The organism is Sphingomonas sp. EU05-FHT14C10 (assembly GCF_058790595.1).
Genome location: NZ_JBYTEN010000002.1, coordinates 174,707 through 195,777, shown reverse-complemented (window position 1 = coordinate 195,777; position 21,071 = coordinate 174,707). Strand labels below are relative to the sequence as shown.

Below are 21,071 nucleotides of genomic sequence, written 5' to 3'. Positions count from 1 at the left end.
TCATTTGGTCGCGGCGAGGGCGTAGAGGACGTCGGCGTAGAAGCCCTCCATCCCGGTCAGGCCGAAGATCTTCGAACCCGGCTTGGGATCGATCAGCAGATATTCGTTGGGCGCATGGGCATCCGCGCCGTGGCCGATGCTGATCGTCACGTATGGCAGGCCCAGCGTCTGCGTGAACACATAGGCCGGCGTGCTGCCGCCCGAACGCGGCGAGACGTCCACCGTCAGCCCATATTTGTTGTAGGTGCCCAGCACCGCCTGGATCAGCGGCGCGCTGACCGATGTCTGCGAGGGCGGATAGCCGGAGAGCTTGCGGATCTCGATGTCCTTGAAGCCCTGGTCGTCGAGATATTTGCGCATCAGCGCCAGCGCCTGATCGGGCGTCTGGTCGGGGACCAGGCGGCTGTCGAGCTTGGCGTAGGCGCGGTGGGGGAGGATGGTCTTCATCCCCGGCCCGTCATAGCCGGTCGCGATCCCGTCGATGTTGAGCGTGGTATCGAACAGGTAGCGCAAGAGCGACTGGCGCGCGTCCATATGATCGTACCAGTGATCGATCGCGAAGCCCTTGCGGACCGTGACTTCGCGCTTCTCCCAGCCGGCCAGCGTGCCGTTGAACAGCTTCTGCTCCTCGATCGTCGGCTGGCGGATCGCGTCATAATAGCCGGGGATGCGGATGGTGTTGCCGTCGGGCGTGGTCAGCGTCGCCAGCGCCTGCGCCAGCCGCCAGGCCGGCGCGTCGGTCGTCGCCTTCCACGAGCTGTGGATCTCGGCCTTCATCGGGCCGCCGGTGACGGGATTGCCCTTCGCCTCCAGCTCGACATAGAGGATGCCCTTGTTGCCCAGCGTCAGCGATACCGCGCCGTCTGCGGGCGACTGGCCCGATGCGGGATAGATGACGCCCGATGCGGTCTTCAGCCGATCGGCATATTTGGCGATCATCTCGGGATAGTGCGGCGATCCCAGTTCCTCCTCGCTTTCGGCGAGGATCATCAGATTGACGGGCAGCTTGCCGCGCACGGCGAGGATGGATTCGATCGTGTTGAGGAAGGCGCGTTCGGTGCCCTTGGTGTTGGTCGATCCGCGCGCCATCAGCACGCGGCCGAGCGGATGATCGTCGACCAGCGCGCCGTCGAAGGGCGGCACCTTCCAGTCCTTGGGCTCGACCGGCTGGACGTCGAGCATCATGTAGACGACCAGCGTCTTCTTGGCGCCCGCGTCATAATAGCCCCAGACGCCGGGATGGCCGGAGGTCGGGACGACTTCGGCCTCCTTGAAGCCGATGCGCTTCAGGTCGGCCGCGACCAGCGCCGCCATGTCCCTGACGCCGACATTCTGCGCGCTGATCGAAGGCTGGCGCACCCAGCGCTGCAGATTGGCGATATGATCGGCCTTGTGCGCCTCGATATAGGCGTAGACGTCGCGATTATCGCCCTTGTAGGCGGGGATCTGCGCCATCGAGAAGGCGTCGCTGGTGGTGAACTTGATCTCGGGCCGACCACCGCCCGCCTGCCCACCCATCGACTGGGCGGTGAGCGGCGTCGCGGCCGCCGCCAGCGCCAGTGCGATCACCCCCGTACCCCTGCCAGTGCTCCTGAGGGTCGCCTTCAAAGCTGCGCGCATGATCGTCTCCCCGTTCGGCGGGGGCGCCGTGCAGCCTGGCGGGTCAGCCGGGGCGCCCCCATGCCCCGGCCCCGCATGTCTGTCGTCAGTCGGGCAGCGCCATCACGCCGTCCTGCTTGTAGACGGTGCCGCCCTTCATCACGAATTTCACGCGTTGCAGCTCGGTGATGTCGGCAATCGGATCGCCGTCGACCGCGACGATATCGGCATAGCGGCCGGCCTGGATCGAGCCGATATCGGCCGACGCGCCGAGCAACTCGGCGGCGTTGCGCGTACCGGCGAGGATCGAGTCCATCGGCGTCAGCCCCGCCTTCACCATCAGCGCGAACTCCTCCGATTTCATGCGCGGAAAGGAGCCTGCGATGTCGGTGCCGAGCGCGATCTTCACGCCCGCCTTATAGGCGTTGCCGGCATTGCCCATCATCGTGGGGGTGACGGCGATCGCCTTGCCCGCGACGGTCGGCGGCAGGCGATCGGGCGTCTTCACCGCCGTCTGGTAGATCCAGTCGGCGACGAGCAGCGTCGGGACCATGAAGGTGCCGTGCGCCTTCATCAGCTTGTAGGTCTCGGCATCCGAATAGGTGCCGTGCTCGACTGAATCGACGCCGGCGATCACGACATGGTCGATCGCCTTCTTGCCGTGCGCGTGCGCGGCGACCTTCATGCCCAGCTCGTGCGCTGTATCGATCACCGACTTCATCTCTTCGTCGGTCATCGTCATGTGGTTGGGATCGTCGCCGATCGAGGCGACACCGCCGCTCGGCATGATCTTGATCAGGTCGGCGCCGCGCCGGCGATGCTCGCGCACCTTGATGCGCGCGTCGATCGGCCCGTCGACGATCGCGGCGTCGCGGTCGGCGAAGCTGATGTCTGGGCGCATGCCGTTGGCGGGGTCGGAATGGCCGCCGGTGGGGGCGAGCGCCTCAAGCGCGGTCCACACGCGCGGGCCAGCCCATTTGCCCGAATTGATCGCGTTGCGGATGGCGTTGGCCTCGATCGGGCCCGAGCCGACGTCGCGGATCGCGGTGAAGCCCATTTCGAGGTCGCGGCGCGTGTTGAGCGCGGCCGCGATCGTGCCGTCGCCGTCGGTCGACGCGAAGCGCGCCGCAACGGTCCAGTCCGAACCCATCGAGATATGGTCGTGCGTGTCGATGAAGCCGGGCAGCACGGTCGATTTGGAAAGATCGACGACCTCGGCACCGGCGGGGGTGACGAAACCGTTCTGGACGCCGACGATGCGATCGTCCTTGATGATGATCGAAACATTGGTCCGGGGCGTCGCCGAAACGGCGTCGATCAGCTTGCCGGCGTGGATCACGATGTCCTTGGCGGCGGCGGGCGTAGCGGCAGCGGCGGCGAGGAGCAGCGCTGCGACGCTCAGCTTGCGGGTTTTGGATGCGAACATAGGGGGTCATCCCACATGATAGGAACAGGGAGCGGCTTGCCGGGGAAAGGGGGGCCGGCAAGCCGCCGAGCGCGCCAATGCCTCAGCGAAGCATCTTCCCGCCCTGTTTGAGCACTTCGCCGCCCTTCATCACGAACTGGACGCGCTGAAGCACGGTGATGTCGGCCAGCGGATCGCCCTCGACCGCGACGATGTCGGCATAACGGCCGGCCTGGACCGATCCGATATCCTGCGGCGTGCCGATCAGCTCGGCGGCGTTACGCGTCGCGGTGAAGATGGCTTCCATCGGGGGCAGCCCGGCCTTGACCAGCAGGGCGAATTCCTCCGCCTTGTTGCGGTTGGACGTTGCGCCCTGATCGGTGCCGAAGGCGATCTTGACGCCGGCCTTGTAGGCACGGCCGGCATTGCCGATCATCGTCGGGGTGACGGCGATCGCCTTCTCGGCCACCGTCGGCGGCAGCAGATCGGGCGTCTTGATCGCGGTCTGGTAGATGGCGTCGGCGACGAGCAGCGTGGGCACCAGGAAGGTGCCATGCTCCTTCATCAGCTTGTAGCTCTCGGCATCGGCGTAGGTGCCGTGCTCGACCGAATCGACGCCCGCCAGGATGACATGGTCGATCGCCTTCTTGCCGTGGGCATGGGCGGCGACTTTCAGGCCCAGCTCGTGCGCGGTGTCGATCACCGCCTTCATCTCGTCGTCGGCCATGGTCATATGGTTGGGGTCGTCGCCGATCGATCCCACGCCGCCGCTCGGCATGATCTTGATGACGGTCGCGCCGCGGCGGCGATGCTCGCGCACCTTGACGCGGGCATCGTCGGGGCCGTCGACGATCGCGGCGTCGCGGCCGGCGAAGCTGATGTCGGGGCGCATGCCGTTGGCGCGGTCCGAATGGCCGCCGGTCGGCCCGAGCGCCTCGAGCGCGGTCCACAGGCGCGGGCCGACGATCTTGCCCGAATTGATCGCGCGGATCAGTGCCGGCGCGGTCAGCGGGCCGGACCCCACGTCGCGCACCGTGGTGAAGCCCAGCTCGATCTCGCGCCGGGCATTGAGCATGCCGGCGACCACGGCATCGCCCTCGGTCTGGGTGAAGCGGTTCATCGGCCGGCGATCGCCCGACGACGAGATATGGTCGTGGCTCTCGATGAAGCCGGGCAGCACCGTGGCGGTCGAAAGATCGACGACCTCGGCCCCGGCCGGGGTGACGAAGCCGTTCTGCACGGCCGTGATGCGATCGTCCTTGATGATGATCGAAACGTTTGTCTTGGGCGTCGCGGAGACGCCGTCGATCAGCTTGCCGGCGTGGATCACCACATCCTTGGCGCAGGCGGTGCCTGCGCCAAGAACGGTTGAGATCATCAGCGCGGCGGCAGCGCAACGCTGCGCGAAAGGCGCCTTCCTCATGATTGCCTCCATCTTAGAACTTGGTCCGGGCGCTGATGCCGAAGGTGCGCGGCGCGATCGACGTCACATAGACCGACGGATAGTTCACTCCGTTATAGTTGTACGGCAGCAGCGTGGAGCTCGTGGCGCTGGTCGACTTCTGGGTGATGCCCGTCACGTCGAACAGATTGTTCACGAAGGCATAGATCCCCCAGTCGCCCTTCTGCAGGCCGACGCGCAGGCCGGTGGACGCGAAGCCGGGCAGGCGCATGCCCGCAGGCGTCACGTTGGCCGCCGTGTGGTCGTAAACCGTCCACGATGCGCTGCGGTAGCTGATGTCGGCGTGGTAGAGGATCTCGAAGTCGTTGCCGACCGGCATCACATATTCGGCCGAGCCCTGCATCGTCCACTTCGACGAATAGGGCACGGTATTGCCCTTCTTGCCGATGCCGGTCAGCACCGCGCAGCCGACATAGGGCGGGCTGCCCGTGCAGAGGTTGATGCCCGACGGAAGCGAGACATTGTCCTGCAGCTTGGCCGAGGTGTAGCTGCCCGAATAGCGCAGCGTCAGCCCGTCGACCGCGAACAGCGACGTATCCCATTCGACGCCGCGAATGCGGACCTTGCTGGGCGTGTTGGTGATGAAGCCGAAGGCGCCCTGATAGGAAGCAGAGATCTGCAGATTGCTCCAGTCCATCTGGAACACGTCGAGGTTGACGATCAGCTTGCGGTCGAACCACGAGCTTTTGACGCCCGCTTCATAGTTCCACAGCTTGTCCGATTCATAGGTCGAGGCATAGCTGGGCAGGCCCAGCGTCTGGTTGACGCCGCCGGGGCGATAGCCCTGCGTCGCCAGCGCATAGATCATGAGATCGCGGTTGAACTTGTAGTTCGCGCTGAACTTCAGGAGCGTGCCATGCTCCTTACCCTTCAGTTCCGAATAGGGCAGGCGGACGTTGCCCGCGACATAGTTGGGAATGATGACCTGGGCGCCGGTGGTCTTCTTGTAGTCGAAGTAGCGGACACCCGCCGCGACGCTCAGCTTTTCGTTGAAGTCGTAGGTCGCGTCGGCGAAGCCGGCGATCTGCTCCAGGCGGTCGTTGATCGTGCGATCCAGATGGGTACGCGATCCGAAGCCATAGGGGTTGGCCGAATAGCCGTTCGGATAATATTGCATGCCCGTGACCGGATCGACGGTGTTGAGCAGGCTCTGGGTGAAGTTCTTGCGATCGCTGTGGAAAAAGCCGATCGTCCACTTGAGCGCATGCTGCGCGTCGGCAAGACGGACTTCCTGCGTCGTGGTCTTGGTCGATTGCGGCTGATAGGCCGTCAATATGCCCCAGCTGGTCACGAAGCGCTGATATTCGTCCCTGCCGCACGAGGTGGCGCCGCTGACCAGGCCCTGGTTGCAGTCGGCAAGGAAGTTGGCATAACCCGGAACCGACGTCGCAGGGACATTGCCGGTGGCGTAGCGCGTGAAATAGGGCGAATAATCGAAGTTGAAGGCGAGATCGCGCTTCGAATAAGAACCGATCGCGGTCAGCGTCGCGAAGCCGAAATCCCAGTTCAGCGTGCCGCTGTAGAGCTGCATCTTGTCCGACTGCGGCGTTTGGATGCGCAGGTTCTGGTCGAACTTCTTGCCGGTCAGATTATATTCGGTGAGGTTCCATGTGCCGTTGAAACCGGTGCGATCCTGATAGGCGGCCATGCCGTCGATGGTCAGATTTTCCACCGGCCGGATGCGGACGAGCAGGCGCCCGCCATAGCTGCGCGCGCTGTTGAAATTCTTCAGGCCCAGGACGCTGTTGTCCATGAAACCGGCGGTCTTGTCCCAGTAGCCGACGGCGCGGACGGCCAGCTTGTCCTCGATCACCGGCAGGTTGACCATGCCGTCGAAGCTGGTGCCGACGCCGCTACCGCCCGAAACGCCGGTCAGCTGGCCGTTGAGCGCGCCTTCGACTGTGGTGAGGTTGGGCTTCTGGAAGATCAGGCGGATGGTGCCGCCCATCGAGCTCGCGCCGTAGAGCGTGCCCTGCGGGCCGCGCAGCACCTCGGCGCGCTCCACGTCGAACAGACGGATGCCCGGCTGCGTGCCACCGGCGTCGTTGCTGACGCCGCTGGTGCCGGTGATGGGAACCTCGTCATAATAGAGGCCGACAAGCGGCTCGCCCGATGCATAGAGGTTGCGGATGATCACGCGGCTGCCGCCGTTGGCATTCTCGTTGATGACGAGGTTCGGCGCGGTGCGGGTCAGCTGCTGCGAGTCAGTGATGCCCTGGTTGACGAGCGAGGCCTCGCTCACGGCCGAGATGGAGAGCGGGGTTTCCTGGATGCTCGTTGCGCGCTTGAGCGCGGTGACGACGATGTCGTTATTGTCGCCGGACGACGATGTTGCGGCGCTGTCGGCGGGCGCTGCGGCTTCCTGAGCCAGCGCCGGAGCGGCGCACAATGCAACCGTTGAACAGAGCAGGGCAATCCTGACGCGCGAACCGGCGCCAAGGGTGTTCATAGAACGAGTCATGAAATTTCCCCCAAATATACCGTGAGACCGACGTTCCCATCTGCATTGCTGACTTCTATTTTGTCTTTTGCAGGCAGCCTCTGTTTTTATATCTTGTTATTCTCCCCGCAGATCCTTTTGAGAACATCTAGAAAATTTCGTTATATTGCGATTCTGGAGTTATTTTATTTCTCAAAAGAATGCGTGCGCTAATCAACAATTGCATTTGGTCACATTGCTGCAACTCTGTCGCGATAAGTGGCGCATTCACACTCAAAGCGACTGATGTCGAAGCAATTTTGACCAAGCAACCCTACACCCGAAGGCGTTGGTATTTCTCTCCAATTTGAACTGATAAATCAAAAGAATTAGTTCAAAAGAACTAACAATCTCTCGATATATGGATGTTCGCGCTCACTTCAGATGAATGGCTTTCCGATTCGTGCGCAAAAAAAGGTGGCGCGAATCACTCCGCGCCACCCCATTGAAAGTCGGATTCGCTTACCGGGAAGCCGTGTTTGCCCCGACAACCCAGTCGGAAACCTCGGCCGCCACCTGGTTGGCCGCCACATTCAGGGCGGCTGCTGCGGGAAGCGCCTTGATCGCGCTCACCGGCGCGCTCGCCTCGAAGCGCCGGGTCTCGATCGAGTCCTTGCGCGCTATGGTCGCGTCGTAACGCACGATCGCGCGCTGTTGCGCGGCGTCGATGCCGAAGATCAATAATTCGCCCGTCACGCGCACCGCAGGCGCGAACGCCGCCTGTCGCGCGCTCAGCACCGCCCGCCCGCCGCGTGCCTCGATCGTCTCCGACACGAGGCGCTGGAAGAGCCGGCTGGGGGGCTCCACCCATTGTGCGTCCTTGATGTAAGCGACCGCCATCCCGCTGCTGAATACCGGCACACGCGCCGTCGCCAGCGCCTGCGGCACCGACGGCGCATTGACGATGATCGCGTCACCGGGCCTGGTCGCGAATATCTTGCCCGTTTCGACCTGCGCGGTCGCGCTGAGGTTCAGCAGCTGGGTCGGCGGTTTGTCGCCGATGCTGATGCAGCCGGCGAGCGGTGCTGCAACGGCGAGAGCCAGGATCGAGCGCTTCATCACTTGTTCCCCTTATAGTCGGGCAGCCTCTGGCTGCCGACAAGCGAGCTGGCCCCGCCGCGATTGAGCCTTTCGCTGACGGCCGTCAGCGATTCCGCCATTTCGCGAAGGTCGCGGATCAGCAGATTTACCTCGGGCATCGTCTGGTTCGAGAAATTGGCCACGCCCGGCTGGGCTTCCGAGATGGTCTTGTTGAGCGCGTCCATCGCCTTGCCGGCATCCGCCACGGTCTTGCGAAGATCGGCGATCAGCGGCTTGGCATCGCTGTTGATCAGCGCATTGCTGCTGTCGGCGAGCTGACCGAACTTCTCCGCCGCGTCGCCCGCCTGCTTGATCGCAATCCGCGTCTCGGCGAGCGTCGAGGCGATCTCCGGCCCGCGATCGGCGAGCGCCTTCGACAGCTTGTCGACATTGTGGAGGATGCCCGTCAGCGATTTCTGATTCTCGTCGCTCAGCGCCTCGGTCAGCCGCTCGGTCAGCGTCGTCAGCCGCTCGAGCAGCTTCGGCGCGCTGTTGAGCAGTTCGCCGAGCGCACCCGGCTTGGTCGGGATGACGGGGACGCCGGCCGGCCCGATCTCGGTGATCGGCGGGGCGCCCTTGATCGCGCCGTCGAGCTGAACCTGCGACACACCGGTGAAGCCGACGCCCTGGATCGTCGCGGTGGTGCCCTGCAGAATCGGGGTCTCATCCTTCACGGTGATGCGTACGCGCACGAACTGCGGGTCGTTCTGCCACAGCGAGATCGACTTCACCTGGCCCGACGGTACGCCCGAGAAGCTGACCGACGAGCCCTTGGCAATGCCGTCGACCGCCTGCTTGAAGAAGATGTCATATTCCTTCTCCTGCCCGCCGGAGACGCGCGCCAGCCACACGGTAAAGACGATGACGGCGGCCAGCAGCGCGAGCACCACGACGCCGACGAGGACATGGTTCGATCTGGTTTCCATCAGCGCTTCGCCATCCCTTTGGCTGCGGTCGCGGCGCGGCCGCGAGGTCCGTTGAAATATTCCTGAATCCAGGCGTGATCCAGCGCAAGAAGCTCGTCGATGGTGCCCACCGCGATCACTTTCTTGTCGGCGAGCACCGCCACGCGGTCGCAAATGGCATAAAGCGTGTCGAGATCGTGGGTGATCAGGAAGACGGTCAGGCCGAGCGTCTGCTTCAGCTCACGCGTCAGATGATCGAAGTTGGCCGCGCCGATCGGGTCGAGCCCCGCCGTCGGCTCGTCGAGGAACAGCAGTTCGGGATCGAGCGCCAGCGCGCGGGCGAGGCCGGCGCGCTTGGTCATGCCGCCCGACAGTTCGGACGGATATTTGGGGCCGGCATCGGGCGACAGGCCGGCCATCACGACCTTGTAGGCGGCGATCTCGTCAAGCAGCGGCGGCACGATGTGCGGATAGAATTCACGCAGCGGCACCTGGATATTCTCGGCGACGGTCAGTGTCGAGAAGAGCGCGCCGCCCTGGAAGAGGATTCCCCAACGCTTGCGGATGTCGATCGTCGCTGCTTCGTCGCGGCCGAGAATCGATTCGCCGAACACCTCGATCGATCCCTCGGCAGGCGTCTGCAGCCCGATGATCGAGCGCATCAGCACCGATTTGCCTGTGCCCGATCCGCCGACGACGCCCAGAATCTCGCCGCGCCTGACGTCGAGATTGAGATTCTCGTGCACGACCTGTTCGCCGAACACATTCTTCACGTCGCGCACGCTGATCACGATTTCCGGATCGGCGGACGACGTATTGGGCGTGGGGGCGGGGGACGTGCTCAATTCCAGCCGATCCAGGTGAAGAAGACCGCGAAGAAAGCATCGAGGACGATGACGAGGAAGATCGCCTGCACCACTGCGGCGGTCGTGCGAAGCCCGACTTCCTCGGCATTGCCTTCGACCTGCATGCCTTGGAAGCAGCCGGTAAGCGCGATGATGAAGCCGAAGACCGGCGCCTTGACCAGCCCGACATAGAGATCGGTGATCGGCGTCACTTCGCGGATGCGCTGGATGAAGGTGATCGGCGGGATATCGAGCGATACCCAGCAGAGGATGCCGCCGCCGATCATCGCGATGATCGACGAATAGAAGCCGAGCAGCGGCATCATCGCGACCGATGCGAGCGCGCGCGGCAGCACCAGCGCCTCCATCGGCGATACGCCGATCGTGCGCATCGCGTCGATCTCCTCGGTCAGCTTCATGGTGCCGAGCTGCGCGGCGAACGCCGAGCCTGATCGGCCGGCGATCATGATCGCGGTCATCAGCACGCCCAATTCGCGCAGCGTCAGACGGCCGACGAGGTTGATCGTGAAGACCTCGGCGCCGAACTGGCGCAGCTGCACCGCGCCCTGCTGGGCGATGACGATGCCGATCAGGAAGCTCATCAGCCCGATGATGCCGAGCGCCGAGACGCCGACCACCTCGAAACGCTGGATGACGGCATTGGCGCGGAAGCGCGACGGGTGGCGGATGACCTGCCCGATCGAGATCATCATCGCGCCGAAGAAGCCGAGCAGGCCCATCATCGTCCGCCCGGCGGTGTTGGTCGCGGCGCCGATCTCGGCCAGAACCTTGACGATCGTCGGCGTATGATCGGGGCGCATGCGCACCGGCTTGTCGGCGGCGCGGACCTGATCGATCAGGAAGGCGGCGTCGGGGCCGGCGCACTTGATCTCGGCACCGTGATCGGCGGCGAGGCGGTAGACTAGCCAGGCGCCTACGGTGTCGATCCGCTCGACGCCTGAGAGATCGAGCCGCGCGAGCGGGCCGGAAACGAGGCGAAGCCGTTCGGGCAGATCGCCCAGCGCCGCGACGGTGAGCGCGCCGGTGAAGCGTAGCGCCTTCGCGCCATCTTCTTGTTCTTCGGCGAAGTCTGCGGTCGCGGCCATCAGTTTCGCTCCTGCGGCATATTGGCTGGATCGGCAAGCCGATATGACGTTAGGACCAGCGCATGGACCGAATTGCAATCTACGACATGGACAAGACGATCACGCGCGTCGCGACCTTCGGGCCGTTCCTGCGCCATGCGGTGGTGCGGCTGTCGCCCTGGCGCGCCTTGCTCCTCCCCGGCGTTATCCTTGCGAGCGCCGGATATGCGCTGAAGCGCATCGACCGGGGACGGCTGAAGGAAATCAGTCTGTCGTTGTTGCTCGGCCCGCATATCGACCGTTCCAAACTCGTGCCGCTGGCTGAAGGTTTCGCCGAAAAGACGGTGAGGGGGAATGTTTATCCGCAAGCGATCGAGCGGTTGGCGGCCGACCGGGCGGCGGGATACCGGCTGGTGCTCGCGACCGCGTCGAACCGCCTTTATGTCGATGCGATCGCCGCCAAGCTGGGGTTCGACGACGTGATCGCGACCGACAGCATGATCGGGCTCGATTCGCGGGTGAGCGCGAAGATCGACGGTGAGAATTGCTACGGCCCGGCCAAGCTGCGCATGATCCAGGCATGGATGGCGCGCCACGCGATCGAGCGCGGATCGGCCCATATCCGCTTTTATTCGGACCATGCATCCGACGAGCCGGCGCTGGCCTGGGCCGACGAGGGCTTTGCCGTCAACGCCCATGATGCGCTCCGCAGCCTCGCCGTCGAGCGGGGCTGGGAGCGCATCGACTGGAAATGATCAGACCGCCTTCAGCGCCTGATCGAAGTCGGCGATAAGATCGTCGGCATCCTCGACGCCGATCGAGATGCGGACGAGATTGTCGGTGATGCCGAGCGCGGCCTTGCGCTCCTCGGGAACCGACAGGTGCGTCATCGCGGCCGGGTGCGACGCCAGTGTCTCGGTGCCGCCGAGGCTGACCGCCAGCTTGGCGATGCGCAGCGCATCGAGGAAGCGGAAGGATTCGGCCTCGCCGCCCTTGATGAACAGCGAGAAGGTCGATCCCGCGCCTGTGCAGTGGCGCTTGTAGATATCGGCCTGCCGGTCGCCTTCGAGGAAGCCGAGATAGCCGACGCGATCGACTTTGGGGTGATCGCGCAGGAAGGCGCAGACCCTGGCCGCATTCTCGCCCGCCCGCGACATCCGCAGCTCGAGCGTTTCCAGGCTGCGGAGCAGCATCCACGCGGTGTTGGGATCGGTGATCGTGCCGATCGTGTTGCGGAGCATGCGGACGGTGTTGATCGGCCCCTTGCGCCCGAGCACGCCGCCGGCGACGAGATCGCTGTGCCCGCCGGCATATTTTGTGAGCGAATAGACGACCATGTCCGCGCCGTGCTTCAGCGGCTGCTGCCACAGCGGGCCGAGGAAGGTGTTGTCGATCGCGATCGGCGGCGCATCGGGGCCCGAGCCGAAGATGGCGTTGCGGCTGGCGGCTACCGCTTCGATATCGACCAGCGCATTGGTCGGGTTGGCCGGGCTTTCGAGATAGATGAGCGCGACATTGCCGCCTTCCCTGGCGCGGCCGAGGATCGCGTCGATCTCCTCGCGCGTGGCGCCCGCAGGAAAATCGAGGAATTTCACGCCGAACTTGCCGAGCACGCGCGCGATGAGCGTTTCGGTCGCGGCGTAGAGCGGGCCCGAATGGACGATCGTGTCGCCGGGCTTGACCAGCGCGAGGAAGAGCGTGGCGATGGCCGACATGCCCGAGGAGAAGGTGAGCGCATCCTCCGCCTCTTCCCAGACGCCGAGGCGATCCTCGAGAATCTCCTGATTGGGGCCGTTGAAGCGCGAGTAGACGAGGCCTTCGGCGCCGCCCGGGCGCTTGCCCGTCACGCCCTCGAAATGGCGCTTGCCGGCGGCGGCATTTTCGAAAACGAAGGTCGAGGTCAGGAAGATGGGCGGCTTGAGCGAACCTTCCGACAGCATCGGATCATAGCCATGCCCCATCATCAGCGTCGAAGGCCGAAGCTTGCGGCCACCGATTTCCTCGATCGGTGGCTTGGGCTTGCGGCGGGGGGTGGCGCCGGTCAGATCGGCTTCGTTTTCGTTCGACATGATGTTTCGCCTTTTGGCTGATTCTGCGGATGACTCCGGTCTAGCCCATGCGGGAAGCGAAGCCCATCGTCACGCTGCCCTTGTAGGGAATGGCGGAAAAGCGCGGTTTCCTGATGCGAAGTTGACAAAGTTGACACGCAGGAACGTGTCTCAACCGGCCGAGTTCTTGCCTTGGCTGGAACGTCTCTGAGCGGATGCGGCGACATTCTATCATCCGCCATCGCCTGTAGGACAGAAGCGGATCGAGGATCGCCTGCACGGAAAGAGAGAGGCTGGCCTGCCGCGCCAAATTGCGGGATGGTGGCGATGACGGGGAACGGACGGGGCATGAGCGAAGGCGATCGGATCGATCTGGCGCATACGCCACCCTTCGAGCTGGGCGATCTGATCGTGCGCCCCGCGACGCGCGAGATCGTGCGCGGCGACGCTACCGAAATTGTCGAGCCGCGCGTGATGCAGGTGCTGGTCTGCCTGCTGCGCGCGGATGGCGCGATCGTCTCGCGTGATGATCTCGTCCAATCCTGCTGGGAAGGTCGCATCGTCGGCGACGACGCGATCAATCGCGTGATTTCGCGGCTCCGCCGTGTCGCCGAAGGCATAGGCGAGGGACTGTTCCGCATCGAGACGGTGACCAAGGTCGGTTATCGGCTGGTGCGCGACGACGCGGCGGCGGGGGAGGCTGCGACGGACACCGCCTCTCCATCGAAAGGCAGTTCGCGCCGCCGCTTCGTCGTGGGCGGCCTAGCGCTCGGCGCGCTGGCGGCGGTGGGCGGCTATGGCGGCTGGAGGATGATGCGCCGCCGCCATGATCCGGAAGTCGAGACATTGCTCGATCAGGCCGATTTCGCGGTCCGGCAGGAAACGCGCGAGGGGCAGAATCAGGCGATCGGCCTTTACCGGCGCGCGGTCGAGCTCGATCCGAGCGACGCGCGGCCATTGGGTTATCTGGCGATCACCTATGCCTATACGGCGCGCTGGCGGGCGCCGGCCGAAGCCGCGATGCTGCGCGAAAGGGCGGTGGAGGCGGCGCGCCGCGCGCTGGTGCTCGATCCGGACAATCCGCATGCGGCGATGGCGGAAGCCTCGGTAAAGCCGGTGCGCGGCAACTGGCTGACGCGCGAGCGCGCGTTCCGGCGCGTGCTGGTCAGCGATCCCAACGATCATCTCGCGATATTCAGCCTGGCGATCCTGCTGTCGTCGGTCGGGCGCATCCGGGAAGCGACTGAACTGACCGAACGGAAATCGGTCCCCAATCCACCCAATCCCGGCAATTATTACCGGCGCGTGCTGAACCTGTGGGAAGCGGGCCGGCTCGACGAGGCCGATCGGCTGACGCGCGAGGCGCGCTCGCTGTTTCCGACGCATTTCGCGCTGTGGTTCCAGCAATGCTACATGCTGATGTACAGCGGCCGCCCGGCGGCGGCGCTCGCGATGATCGAGGATGTCGACAACCGGCCGCTCGCCATGCCCGCTGGGGAGTTCGAGAAGATCGCGGAGGTCGCGCGCGCGATGGCCGATCCGACGAAGGCGCGGGTCGATGCCGTGGTGGCGCTGTGGACCGAGCGCGCGCATCAGGGCAGCGGCTATGCCGAGAATGCGATCCAGTTCGCATCCGCGCTGGGGCGGCTGGACGCGGCGTTCGCGGTTGCCGACGCCTATTATTTCAGCCGCGGCTTCGTGGTGCCCGATCTCCGCTTCTCGCGCGAGCAGGGCACCTATCTTCCGCTTGCCGATCGCGAGACCGAGTTTCTGTTCAATCCCGCGCTGAGGCCGATGCGCGCCGACAGCCGGTTTGCGGAACTGGTCCGCAGGATCGGGCTGGACGATTATTGGGCCGCATCGGGCACCCGGCCGGATTATCGCGCCGCCTGACGCGCCGGTCGGGTCTGGCGCGAGGCCGCGCGCATTTCAGCGCGCGGCCAGCTGCCGCCCCTTCGCTTCATCGAGCGCCAGCGCAAGCGCGTGGCCCCAGCGATTGCGATTGGCGCTGACCGTTTCGGCGATCGTCCGCGCCTCGCACTGATCGGCCTCGCCCAGCCGGTCGCGGCAGAGCCGATGCGCGGCGTGCTCGACATGGGCGAGTAGTGTCGCGCGGCCTTCCGGCGTGCGCGTGTCGACGCCGCGATCGACGATGTGGACCTGATCGTTGCCGACGCGCCATGCGCCATCCCCGGCAAAGGCGGCGGACGACGGCAGCCCGGCCCATGGCAGGCAGGCCAGCACGATGGTGATGAGTCCCAGAAACTTGATCATGATTTCATCCTCCAGTTGCGAGCAGCCGAAAGGGCGCTCGATGGAGTTCAGCGTGGCGCGGACTGCTTCGGCGCTGGAGGATGAGGAGGTGATGAAATGCCGATGATCCGCCGATCTTCTACCGATCGGCGATCACCGGAGTATCAGGCGAGGCCGATCAGCGAGATCTGGCGACCATAATCGGGTTCGCCGCGATGCGTGCTGCGGCGATAGCTGAAGAAGCGCGCCTCGTCGGCATAGGTATCGAGCCCCAGCGCCTCGATGCGGCGGATGCCGGCCTCGGCAAGGCGGGCGGCGACATAGGCTTCGATATCGAACTGGTGGTGGCCGGGCCGGCCCGGGGTGAAGAAGCGCTCATTCGCGGGATCGTCCGCCTCGAAACGATGCGCGAAGCCGTCGTCGACTTCGTAGGAAGCGCGGCCGATGCAGGGACCGATCGCCGCCGCGATACGATCGCGGCGCGCGCCGAGCCGTTCCATCGCCTCGATCATGCGCGCGTTGACGCCGCCGATCGCGCCTTTCCAGCCACTGTGTGCCGCGCCGATCACGCCGGCCTCGACATCGGCGGCGAGCACGGGGACGCAATCGGCGGTGAGGATGCCGAGCAGGAAGCCCGGCCGATCCGTGACAACGGCGTCGGCGCGGGGGCGTTCGTCGGCGGGAAGCGCGGCGTTGATCCGCACTACATCCGCCGAGTGGACCTGATGGAGCGTGACGAGCGTCGCGCCGGGGAGCACGGCATCGACCGCAAGCGCGCGATTGGCCTCGATCGCGGCACGATCGTCGTCGGAGCCGAGCCCGACGTTCAGCCCGGCGTGGAGGCCCTGCGAAACGCCGCCGCGCCGGCCGAGGAAACCGTGCGCGACGCCATCGAGCGCCGCAGCGCGGATTACCTCGACGGTCATGCCATCGTCTCCGCCAGATCGAGCATCATCACCGGGTCCATGTCGATCTTGTCGCCGACGTGGAAGGGGGCGACGCCGACCTGGACGAAGCCGACGCGCCTGTAAAAGGCAAGCGCCCGCCAATTCTCGGCATAGACGCTGAGGTAGAGGGCGGGGGCCTGCTGCGCGCGCGCAGTTTCGATCGCCCAGCCCATCAGCGCGGGGCCGATGCCTGCGCCGTGATGATCCTTGAGGACGTAGAGCTGCTTCAGCTCCATCGCGCCTTCGGCATGATCGACTGGCTGGGTCATCGCCGAGACCTTCGCAAAGCCCGCGATCCGGCCCCCGGCGTCGACGGCGAGGCGGATACGGTAGGCGGGGTCGCCGATCTGCGCGGGCAGGCCGGCAGGGCCGAACGTGGTTTCCAGAAAGGCATCAAGATCGCCCGGCGCGTAGAGCGGCCCGAACGTGTCGAGGAAGGCGGTGCGCGCCATTGCGGCGAGCGGCTCGCCATCCTCTGGCCGGGCATCGCGATAGTCGATCATCATTGGAAACCTTCGGGATCTGGCCAGTCGGGCGCGGTCAGCGCGAGCGCATTGAACAGCGTGCCCATCTGCGCCGGGGCGGTGAGGCGGACGAGCGCGGCGGCGATTTCCGGCCCGCGCCCGCTCTGCTTCGACAGCGCCTGGGCGCGCGTGCCGATGCCCAGCCGGGCCAGCCAGTCGCCCTGCGCAACGGGGCCGTGTGTCCGGGCGCCGCCAGCGCGCGCGGCCTCGGCGAGCGTCGCGAAGTCGACATGCGCGGTGATGTCGCGCTCGCCGGGCTCCTCGAAGGGGTTCGTACTGGCATGCGCCTTCACTGCCTGCAGCGTGTCGCCGACCGCCGGGCCTTCATAGCCATAGTCGATGACGATCGCGGCGCCGCCCTGCGCCGCCAGCCGCTCGCCGAGGGCGCGGGCGAGCGCCACGCCTGCGGGGCTCGTTTCGATGATGCTGCCGGGCGGGGAGTCGCGCAGCGCATCGGGCACGATGGCGTCGAGCAGGGGACCGCCGACCGTCGGCAGGAAAATCCCCTCGACCATCCCGACATGGCGTTCGCGCCATTCGCCGCCGGCACGGATCAGCTGGCGGATCGGCAGCGCATCGAAAAACTCGTTGGCGACGATGAGGAGGGGCGCGTCGGCGGGCAGCGTCGAGATGTCGTCGTGCCAATGGGCGCCGGGAACGCGATCGGCCTGGAGCGCGCGGAGCACCGGGCTGGTCTCGACGAAATGCACGGGCGGGGCGAGGCCCGCCGCCTTCGTCGCGCGCAGGGCATCGGCGGCGAGCGTGCCCCGGCCCGGGCCGAGTTCGACATAGTGGCAGGCGGGACGGCCGGCGCGCGTCCACAGATCGGCGAGCCACAGCCCGATCATCTCGCCGAACATCTGGCTGACCTCGGGCGCGGTGACGAAATCGCCCTCAGCGCCCAGCGGATCGCGCGTCGCGTAATAATGCCCGTTGGCGGCCGCCATGAAGTGCGCGATCGAGACCGGCCCTTCGAGCAGAATCGCGGCGCGCAGGACGTCGGCGCAGCTCAGTTCGCTCATCGCCGGACCTCAGGCGACGCTTTCGCTGCCCGCCACAGGCTCGACGCGGACGCGGCGGCCCTTGGCGGTGAGGATCAGGTAAAGGCCGCCGATGATCATCGGCGCACACAGCGTCTGGCCCATGGTGAGCCCCCACCAGAGATGCTCGAGCCCTTCGTCGGGCTGGCGGAACTTCTCGAGAATGAAGCGGCCAGCGCCATAGACGAGCAGGAAGGTGCCGACGAGCTTGCCGGGCTGGTAGCGGGCGTCGGTCTTCCAGAACATGAACCAGAGGATCGAAAAGAGCAGAATGCCTTCCCAGCCCGCCTCGTAAAGCTGGCTGGGATGGCGCGGCAGATCGCCCGCGCGGGGGAAGACGATGCCCCAGGGCGCGGTCGTCGGGCGGCCCCAGAGTTCGCCGTTCACGAAATTGGCGAGGCGGCCGAAGAACAGGCCGAAGGGGACGCAGCAGGCGACGTAATCGTGGATGCGCAGCCAGTTGAGGCCGTTCTTGCGCGCGAGATAGATGATCGCGCAGGTGACGCCCAGCACGCCGCCATGGAAGGACATGCCGCCTTCCCACAGCTTCACCATCTGGATCGGATCGGCGATCATCTCGGGCTTGTAGAAAAGGATATAGGCGATGCGCCCGCCGAGGATGATGCCCAGCGTCGCGTAGAAAACGAAGTCGTCGGCATGGCGGCGGGCCATCGGCGCGCCGGGCTGGGCCAGCAGCTTCAGCAGATACCACCAGCCGACAATGATTCCCGCGATATAGGCGAGCGAATACCAGCGAATCTGGAGAAACCCGAGATCGAGCGCCACCGGCGACAGGCCGAGCGACGAGAAATGCAAGGCGGACGTAGCGTCCGCGAAAAACGGCAAGATCAAGGCTTTTCCCTTCGGCTTTGCGCCTTCATAGTGTCGCGAAACGACAAGACCAAGCGGAAGAGAGAGATATGCCGACTGCGCTCGACCTTAAAATCGAAGCGATCATCAATCACCTGACGGGGCCTTCGGGACCGCTGGCGACGAGCAGCATCGAGAAGGATGGCCGCAGCTGGCCGGTGATCGCCGCAGCGCCACCGGCGCTGCCGCATTATTTCGCACATTTCTGCGCGCAGCATGGCGATGCGACCTTTCTTGTCGACGGCGACGAGCGGCTGAGCTTCGCGCAGACCTATGCGCTGGCGCGCAAGGTGGCGGGCGCGCTGGTCGAGGGCTGGAAGCTGCGCCCGGGCGAGCATGTCGGCATCGCGACGCGCAACGCGCCGGCCTGGATCATCGCCTATATGGGCATCGTGATGGCGGGCGGCGTCGCGACGCTGTTCAACGGCTGGTGGCAGGGCGAGGAACTGGTCGAAGGGATCAGGGACAGCGACACCCGCCTGCTGATCGCGGACCTGCCGCGCGTGAAGCGCATCGCGGAATCGGGCGAGGCGATCACCGCCGAGATCATCGCGATCAACCTCGACCAGCCGACCGAAGCCGCGCTTGCGCCAATCTTCGCGAACGGCGGGGGCAGCGAGACGGAGCTGCCGCAGATCGGGCCGGACGACGATGCGACCATCCTCTTCACCTCGGGATCGACCGGGCGGTCGAAGGGCGCGATTTCCGATCATCGCGCGATCATGCAGGCGATCTTCAACTATCTCGCCTATTCGCTGATGGGGCTCCAGCTGCTGACCGAGGAAGGCAAGCTGACCGGGCTGCAGCCCTCGACCCTGCTCAACGTGCCGCTGTTCCACGTCACCGCCGAAATCCCGGTGATGCTGCAGAGCTTCGCGATGGGGCGCAAGCTGGTGCTGATGCCCAAATGGGATGCGCGCGAGGCGATGCGGCTGATCGAGAAGGAGAAGATCACCTATTTCGTCGGCGTACCGTTGATGAGCTTCGAGATATTGACGCACCCCGACCGCGCCCAGTTCGACCTTTCGAGCTGCAAGGATTTCGCGGCCGGCGGCGCGCCACGCCCGGTCGAGCATGTTCGCCGCCTGTCGGAGGAGATGGGCGATTCAAAGCCGCTGATCGGCTATGGCCTGACCGAGACCAATGCCGTGGGCTGCGGCAATTTCCGCGAGAATTATCTCGCCAAGCCCAACAGCACGGGCCGCGCCTCGCTGCCCCTCGTCGATCTCGCCATCCTCGACGATGCCGGAAAGCCGGTGGCGAAGGGCGAGCGAGGCGAGGTCTGCATCCGCAGCATCTGCAACTTCAAGGGTTATTGGAACAACCCCGAGGCGACGGCTGCGGCCTATACCGCCGACGGCTATTTCCGCACTGGCGACATCGGCTATCTTGACGAGGATGACTATCTGTTCATCGTCGACCGCAAGAAGGACATCATCATCCGCGGCGGCGAGAATATCAGCTGCCAGGAAGTCGAGGATGCGCTCTACGAGCATCCGGGCGTCGCCGAGGCTGCCGTCTTCGGGCTGCCCGACGAGCGTTTCGGCGAGGTGCCGGGCGCGGTGGTGCATCCGGCCGAGGGTGTCGCGCTGACCCCGCTCGAGCTGTGCGAATATCTGTCGCAGCATATTGCGGCGTTCAAGATTCCGCAGCGCATCTGGATCGCGCCCGATCCGCTGCCGCGCCTCGGCACCGAGAAGATCGACAAGGTCGGGCTGCGCGCACGCTTCCGCGCGCTGGCGGCGACCGAAGCGGCCTGATCGATCGGGGCCGGCCGCCGGCGCGGCCGGCCCCTTTTCGTCAGTTCATCACCACGGTGCGGCGGCGGACGCGCATCGCGCCGCCGGCCATGCCGAAGCCCGCGATCAGCATCGCCCAGGTCGCCGGCTCCGGCACGCCGGCGGGGCCCGTCGACAGGGTGAGGGTGAGCGGGGTGAAGCCGCGCCCCACGCCGCTGATGTAGATGCCGTCATCCTGGTCGTCGCCCGAAGGCGTGGCGTTGAGCGTGAGGTTGGTGAAGCCGATCACCAGATAGCTGCCCGCAGCGGCATTGGCGTCGGCGATGAAATTGCCACCGAGCGCGAAGCTGAGCGGCGTGTCATACATGCTCTGCTGGGCGTAGAGGCTGCCGCTGCCGAGATCGGCGAAGGCATCGGTGCCGGGGTGATAGTCGTTCACCAGCGTCTCGAGATCGGTCGAGACGTCGTAGAGGCCGATCACGCTGGGCGGGACATTGCCGAAGGGCGTCGGCGAGACCGAGAGCGTCGCGCTGCTGTAGGTGCCGGTCGGAATGTAGAAGATGGCATAGCTGTTGAAGCGCATGCCAAATTCGTTGCCGGTGAACATATTATGGTCGGGCGTCGGCAGAACCTGCCCGCCCGCGCTGTTGATCCAGCCATGCAACTGCGACACGCTGGTGACATCGGCGGCATCGGCGGCGCCCGCGAGGCCGAGGGCCGATAGGACGGCAGCAAAACCAATAAGTTGTCGCATGTTGCTTTCCCCTGATGACCGAAATTGGTCATATAT

At 65.4% G+C, this 21,071-nt stretch carries 18 protein-coding genes; 3 read left to right on the top strand and 15 right to left on the bottom strand.

Annotated elements, in window-relative coordinates; genetic code table 11:
* The 8 genes from AC3WT0_RS03610 to AC3WT0_RS03575 all read right to left on the bottom strand — a co-directional run bounded on the left by AC3WT0_RS03610 (position 1) and on the right by AC3WT0_RS03575 (position 10,881).
* Complete coding sequence (locus AC3WT0_RS03610) at positions 1 to 1,620, bottom strand: M20/M25/M40 family metallo-hydrolase (RefSeq protein ID WP_492751529.1); 1,620 nt, start codon at positions 1,618 to 1,620, stop codon at positions 1 to 3.
* Between the two features lie 85 nt (positions 1,621 to 1,705).
* The gene (locus AC3WT0_RS03605; RefSeq protein ID WP_492751528.1) at positions 1,706 to 3,025 is read right to left on the bottom strand and encodes a metal-dependent hydrolase family protein; all 1,320 of its coding nucleotides are present in this window, start codon (positions 3,023 to 3,025) and stop codon (positions 1,706 to 1,708) included.
* A gap of 82 nt (positions 3,026 to 3,107) precedes the next feature.
* Positions 3,108 to 4,427, bottom strand: coding sequence for a metal-dependent hydrolase family protein (locus AC3WT0_RS03600; RefSeq protein ID WP_492751526.1), 1,320 nt, complete (start codon positions 4,425 to 4,427; stop codon positions 3,108 to 3,110).
* Between the two features lie 13 nt (positions 4,428 to 4,440).
* Positions 4,441 to 6,915, bottom strand: a complete 2,475-nt coding sequence (locus AC3WT0_RS03595; RefSeq protein ID WP_492751524.1) for a TonB-dependent receptor — start codon at positions 6,913 to 6,915, stop codon at positions 4,441 to 4,443.
* 492 nt (positions 6,916 to 7,407) lie between these two features.
* Positions 7,408 to 8,004 (bottom strand): ABC-type transport auxiliary lipoprotein family protein, encoded by a 597-nt coding sequence (locus tag AC3WT0_RS03590; protein ID WP_492751523.1) that lies wholly within the window; start codon positions 8,002 to 8,004, stop codon positions 7,408 to 7,410.
* The gene (locus AC3WT0_RS03585) at positions 8,004 to 8,951 is read right to left on the bottom strand and encodes an MlaD family protein (protein ID WP_492751521.1); all 948 of its coding nucleotides are present in this window, start codon (positions 8,949 to 8,951) and stop codon (positions 8,004 to 8,006) included. Before AC3WT0_RS03585 ends, AC3WT0_RS03590 begins: the two co-directional genes overlap by 1 nt.
* Positions 8,951 to 9,775, bottom strand: a complete 825-nt coding sequence (locus AC3WT0_RS03580) for an ABC transporter ATP-binding protein (RefSeq protein ID WP_492751519.1) — start codon at positions 9,773 to 9,775, stop codon at positions 8,951 to 8,953. The genes AC3WT0_RS03585 and AC3WT0_RS03580 overlap by 1 nt, the downstream gene beginning before the upstream one ends.
* A complete protein-coding gene (locus AC3WT0_RS03575) occupies positions 9,772 to 10,881 on the bottom strand; it encodes an ABC transporter permease (RefSeq protein WP_492751518.1) in 1,110 nt (369 codons plus the stop codon). Before AC3WT0_RS03575 ends, AC3WT0_RS03580 begins: the two co-directional genes overlap by 4 nt.
* A 62-nt stretch (positions 10,882 to 10,943) precedes the next feature.
* Here AC3WT0_RS03575 and AC3WT0_RS03570 point away from each other — a divergent pair, with 62 nt between their 5' ends.
* Positions 10,944 to 11,615: an HAD family hydrolase gene (locus tag AC3WT0_RS03570; RefSeq protein WP_492751516.1), complete on the top strand. Its 672-nt coding sequence runs from the start codon at positions 10,944 to 10,946 to the stop codon at positions 11,613 to 11,615.
* On the opposite strand, the gene AC3WT0_RS03565 is transcribed toward AC3WT0_RS03570, so the two are convergent.
* Complete coding sequence (locus AC3WT0_RS03565; protein ID WP_492751514.1) at positions 11,616 to 12,929, bottom strand: cystathionine gamma-synthase family protein; 1,314 nt, start codon at positions 12,927 to 12,929, stop codon at positions 11,616 to 11,618. It abuts the gene before it with no gap.
* 327 nt (positions 12,930 to 13,256) lie between these two features.
* Between AC3WT0_RS03565 and AC3WT0_RS03560 the strand changes: the two genes are divergently transcribed.
* On the top strand, positions 13,257 to 14,801 hold the full coding sequence (locus AC3WT0_RS03560; protein WP_492751513.1) for a winged helix-turn-helix domain-containing protein: 1,545 nt from the start codon (positions 13,257 to 13,259) through the stop codon (positions 14,799 to 14,801).
* Between the two features lie 36 nt (positions 14,802 to 14,837).
* On the opposite strand, the gene AC3WT0_RS03555 is transcribed toward AC3WT0_RS03560, so the two are convergent.
* The 5 genes from AC3WT0_RS03555 to lgt all read right to left on the bottom strand — a co-directional run bounded on the left by AC3WT0_RS03555 (position 14,838) and on the right by lgt (position 18,524).
* Positions 14,838 to 15,182, bottom strand: a complete 345-nt coding sequence (locus AC3WT0_RS03555) for a UrcA family protein (protein WP_492751512.1) — start codon at positions 15,180 to 15,182, stop codon at positions 14,838 to 14,840.
* A gap of 143 nt (positions 15,183 to 15,325) precedes the next feature.
* Positions 15,326 to 16,087, bottom strand: a complete 762-nt coding sequence (pgeF, locus tag AC3WT0_RS03550; protein ID WP_492751511.1) for a peptidoglycan editing factor PgeF — start codon at positions 16,085 to 16,087, stop codon at positions 15,326 to 15,328.
* Positions 16,084 to 16,611 carry a GNAT family N-acetyltransferase gene (locus AC3WT0_RS03545; RefSeq protein ID WP_492751510.1) on the bottom strand — a complete coding sequence of 176 codons (528 nt, stop codon included), beginning with the start codon at positions 16,609 to 16,611 and terminating at the stop codon, positions 16,084 to 16,086. The genes pgeF and AC3WT0_RS03545 overlap by 4 nt, the downstream gene beginning before the upstream one ends.
* Positions 16,611 to 17,654, bottom strand: a complete 1,044-nt coding sequence (locus AC3WT0_RS03540; RefSeq protein ID WP_492751509.1) for a class I SAM-dependent methyltransferase — start codon at positions 17,652 to 17,654, stop codon at positions 16,611 to 16,613. The genes AC3WT0_RS03545 and AC3WT0_RS03540 overlap by 1 nt, the downstream gene beginning before the upstream one ends.
* Before the next feature lie 9 nt (positions 17,655 to 17,663).
* A complete protein-coding gene (lgt, locus tag AC3WT0_RS03535) occupies positions 17,664 to 18,524 on the bottom strand; it encodes a prolipoprotein diacylglyceryl transferase (RefSeq protein WP_492751507.1) in 861 nt (286 codons plus the stop codon).
* Positions 18,525 to 18,592: 68 nt separating this feature from the next.
* Here lgt and AC3WT0_RS03530 point away from each other — a divergent pair, with 68 nt between their 5' ends.
* On the top strand, positions 18,593 to 20,302 hold the full coding sequence (locus AC3WT0_RS03530; RefSeq protein ID WP_492751506.1) for a class I adenylate-forming enzyme family protein: 1,710 nt from the start codon (positions 18,593 to 18,595) through the stop codon (positions 20,300 to 20,302).
* Between the two features lie 40 nt (positions 20,303 to 20,342).
* On the opposite strand, the gene AC3WT0_RS03525 is transcribed toward AC3WT0_RS03530, so the two are convergent.
* The gene (locus tag AC3WT0_RS03525) at positions 20,343 to 21,035 is read right to left on the bottom strand and encodes a PEPxxWA-CTERM sorting domain-containing protein (RefSeq protein WP_492751505.1); all 693 of its coding nucleotides are present in this window, start codon (positions 21,033 to 21,035) and stop codon (positions 20,343 to 20,345) included.
* Between the last annotated feature and the right edge of the window lie 36 nt (positions 21,036 to 21,071).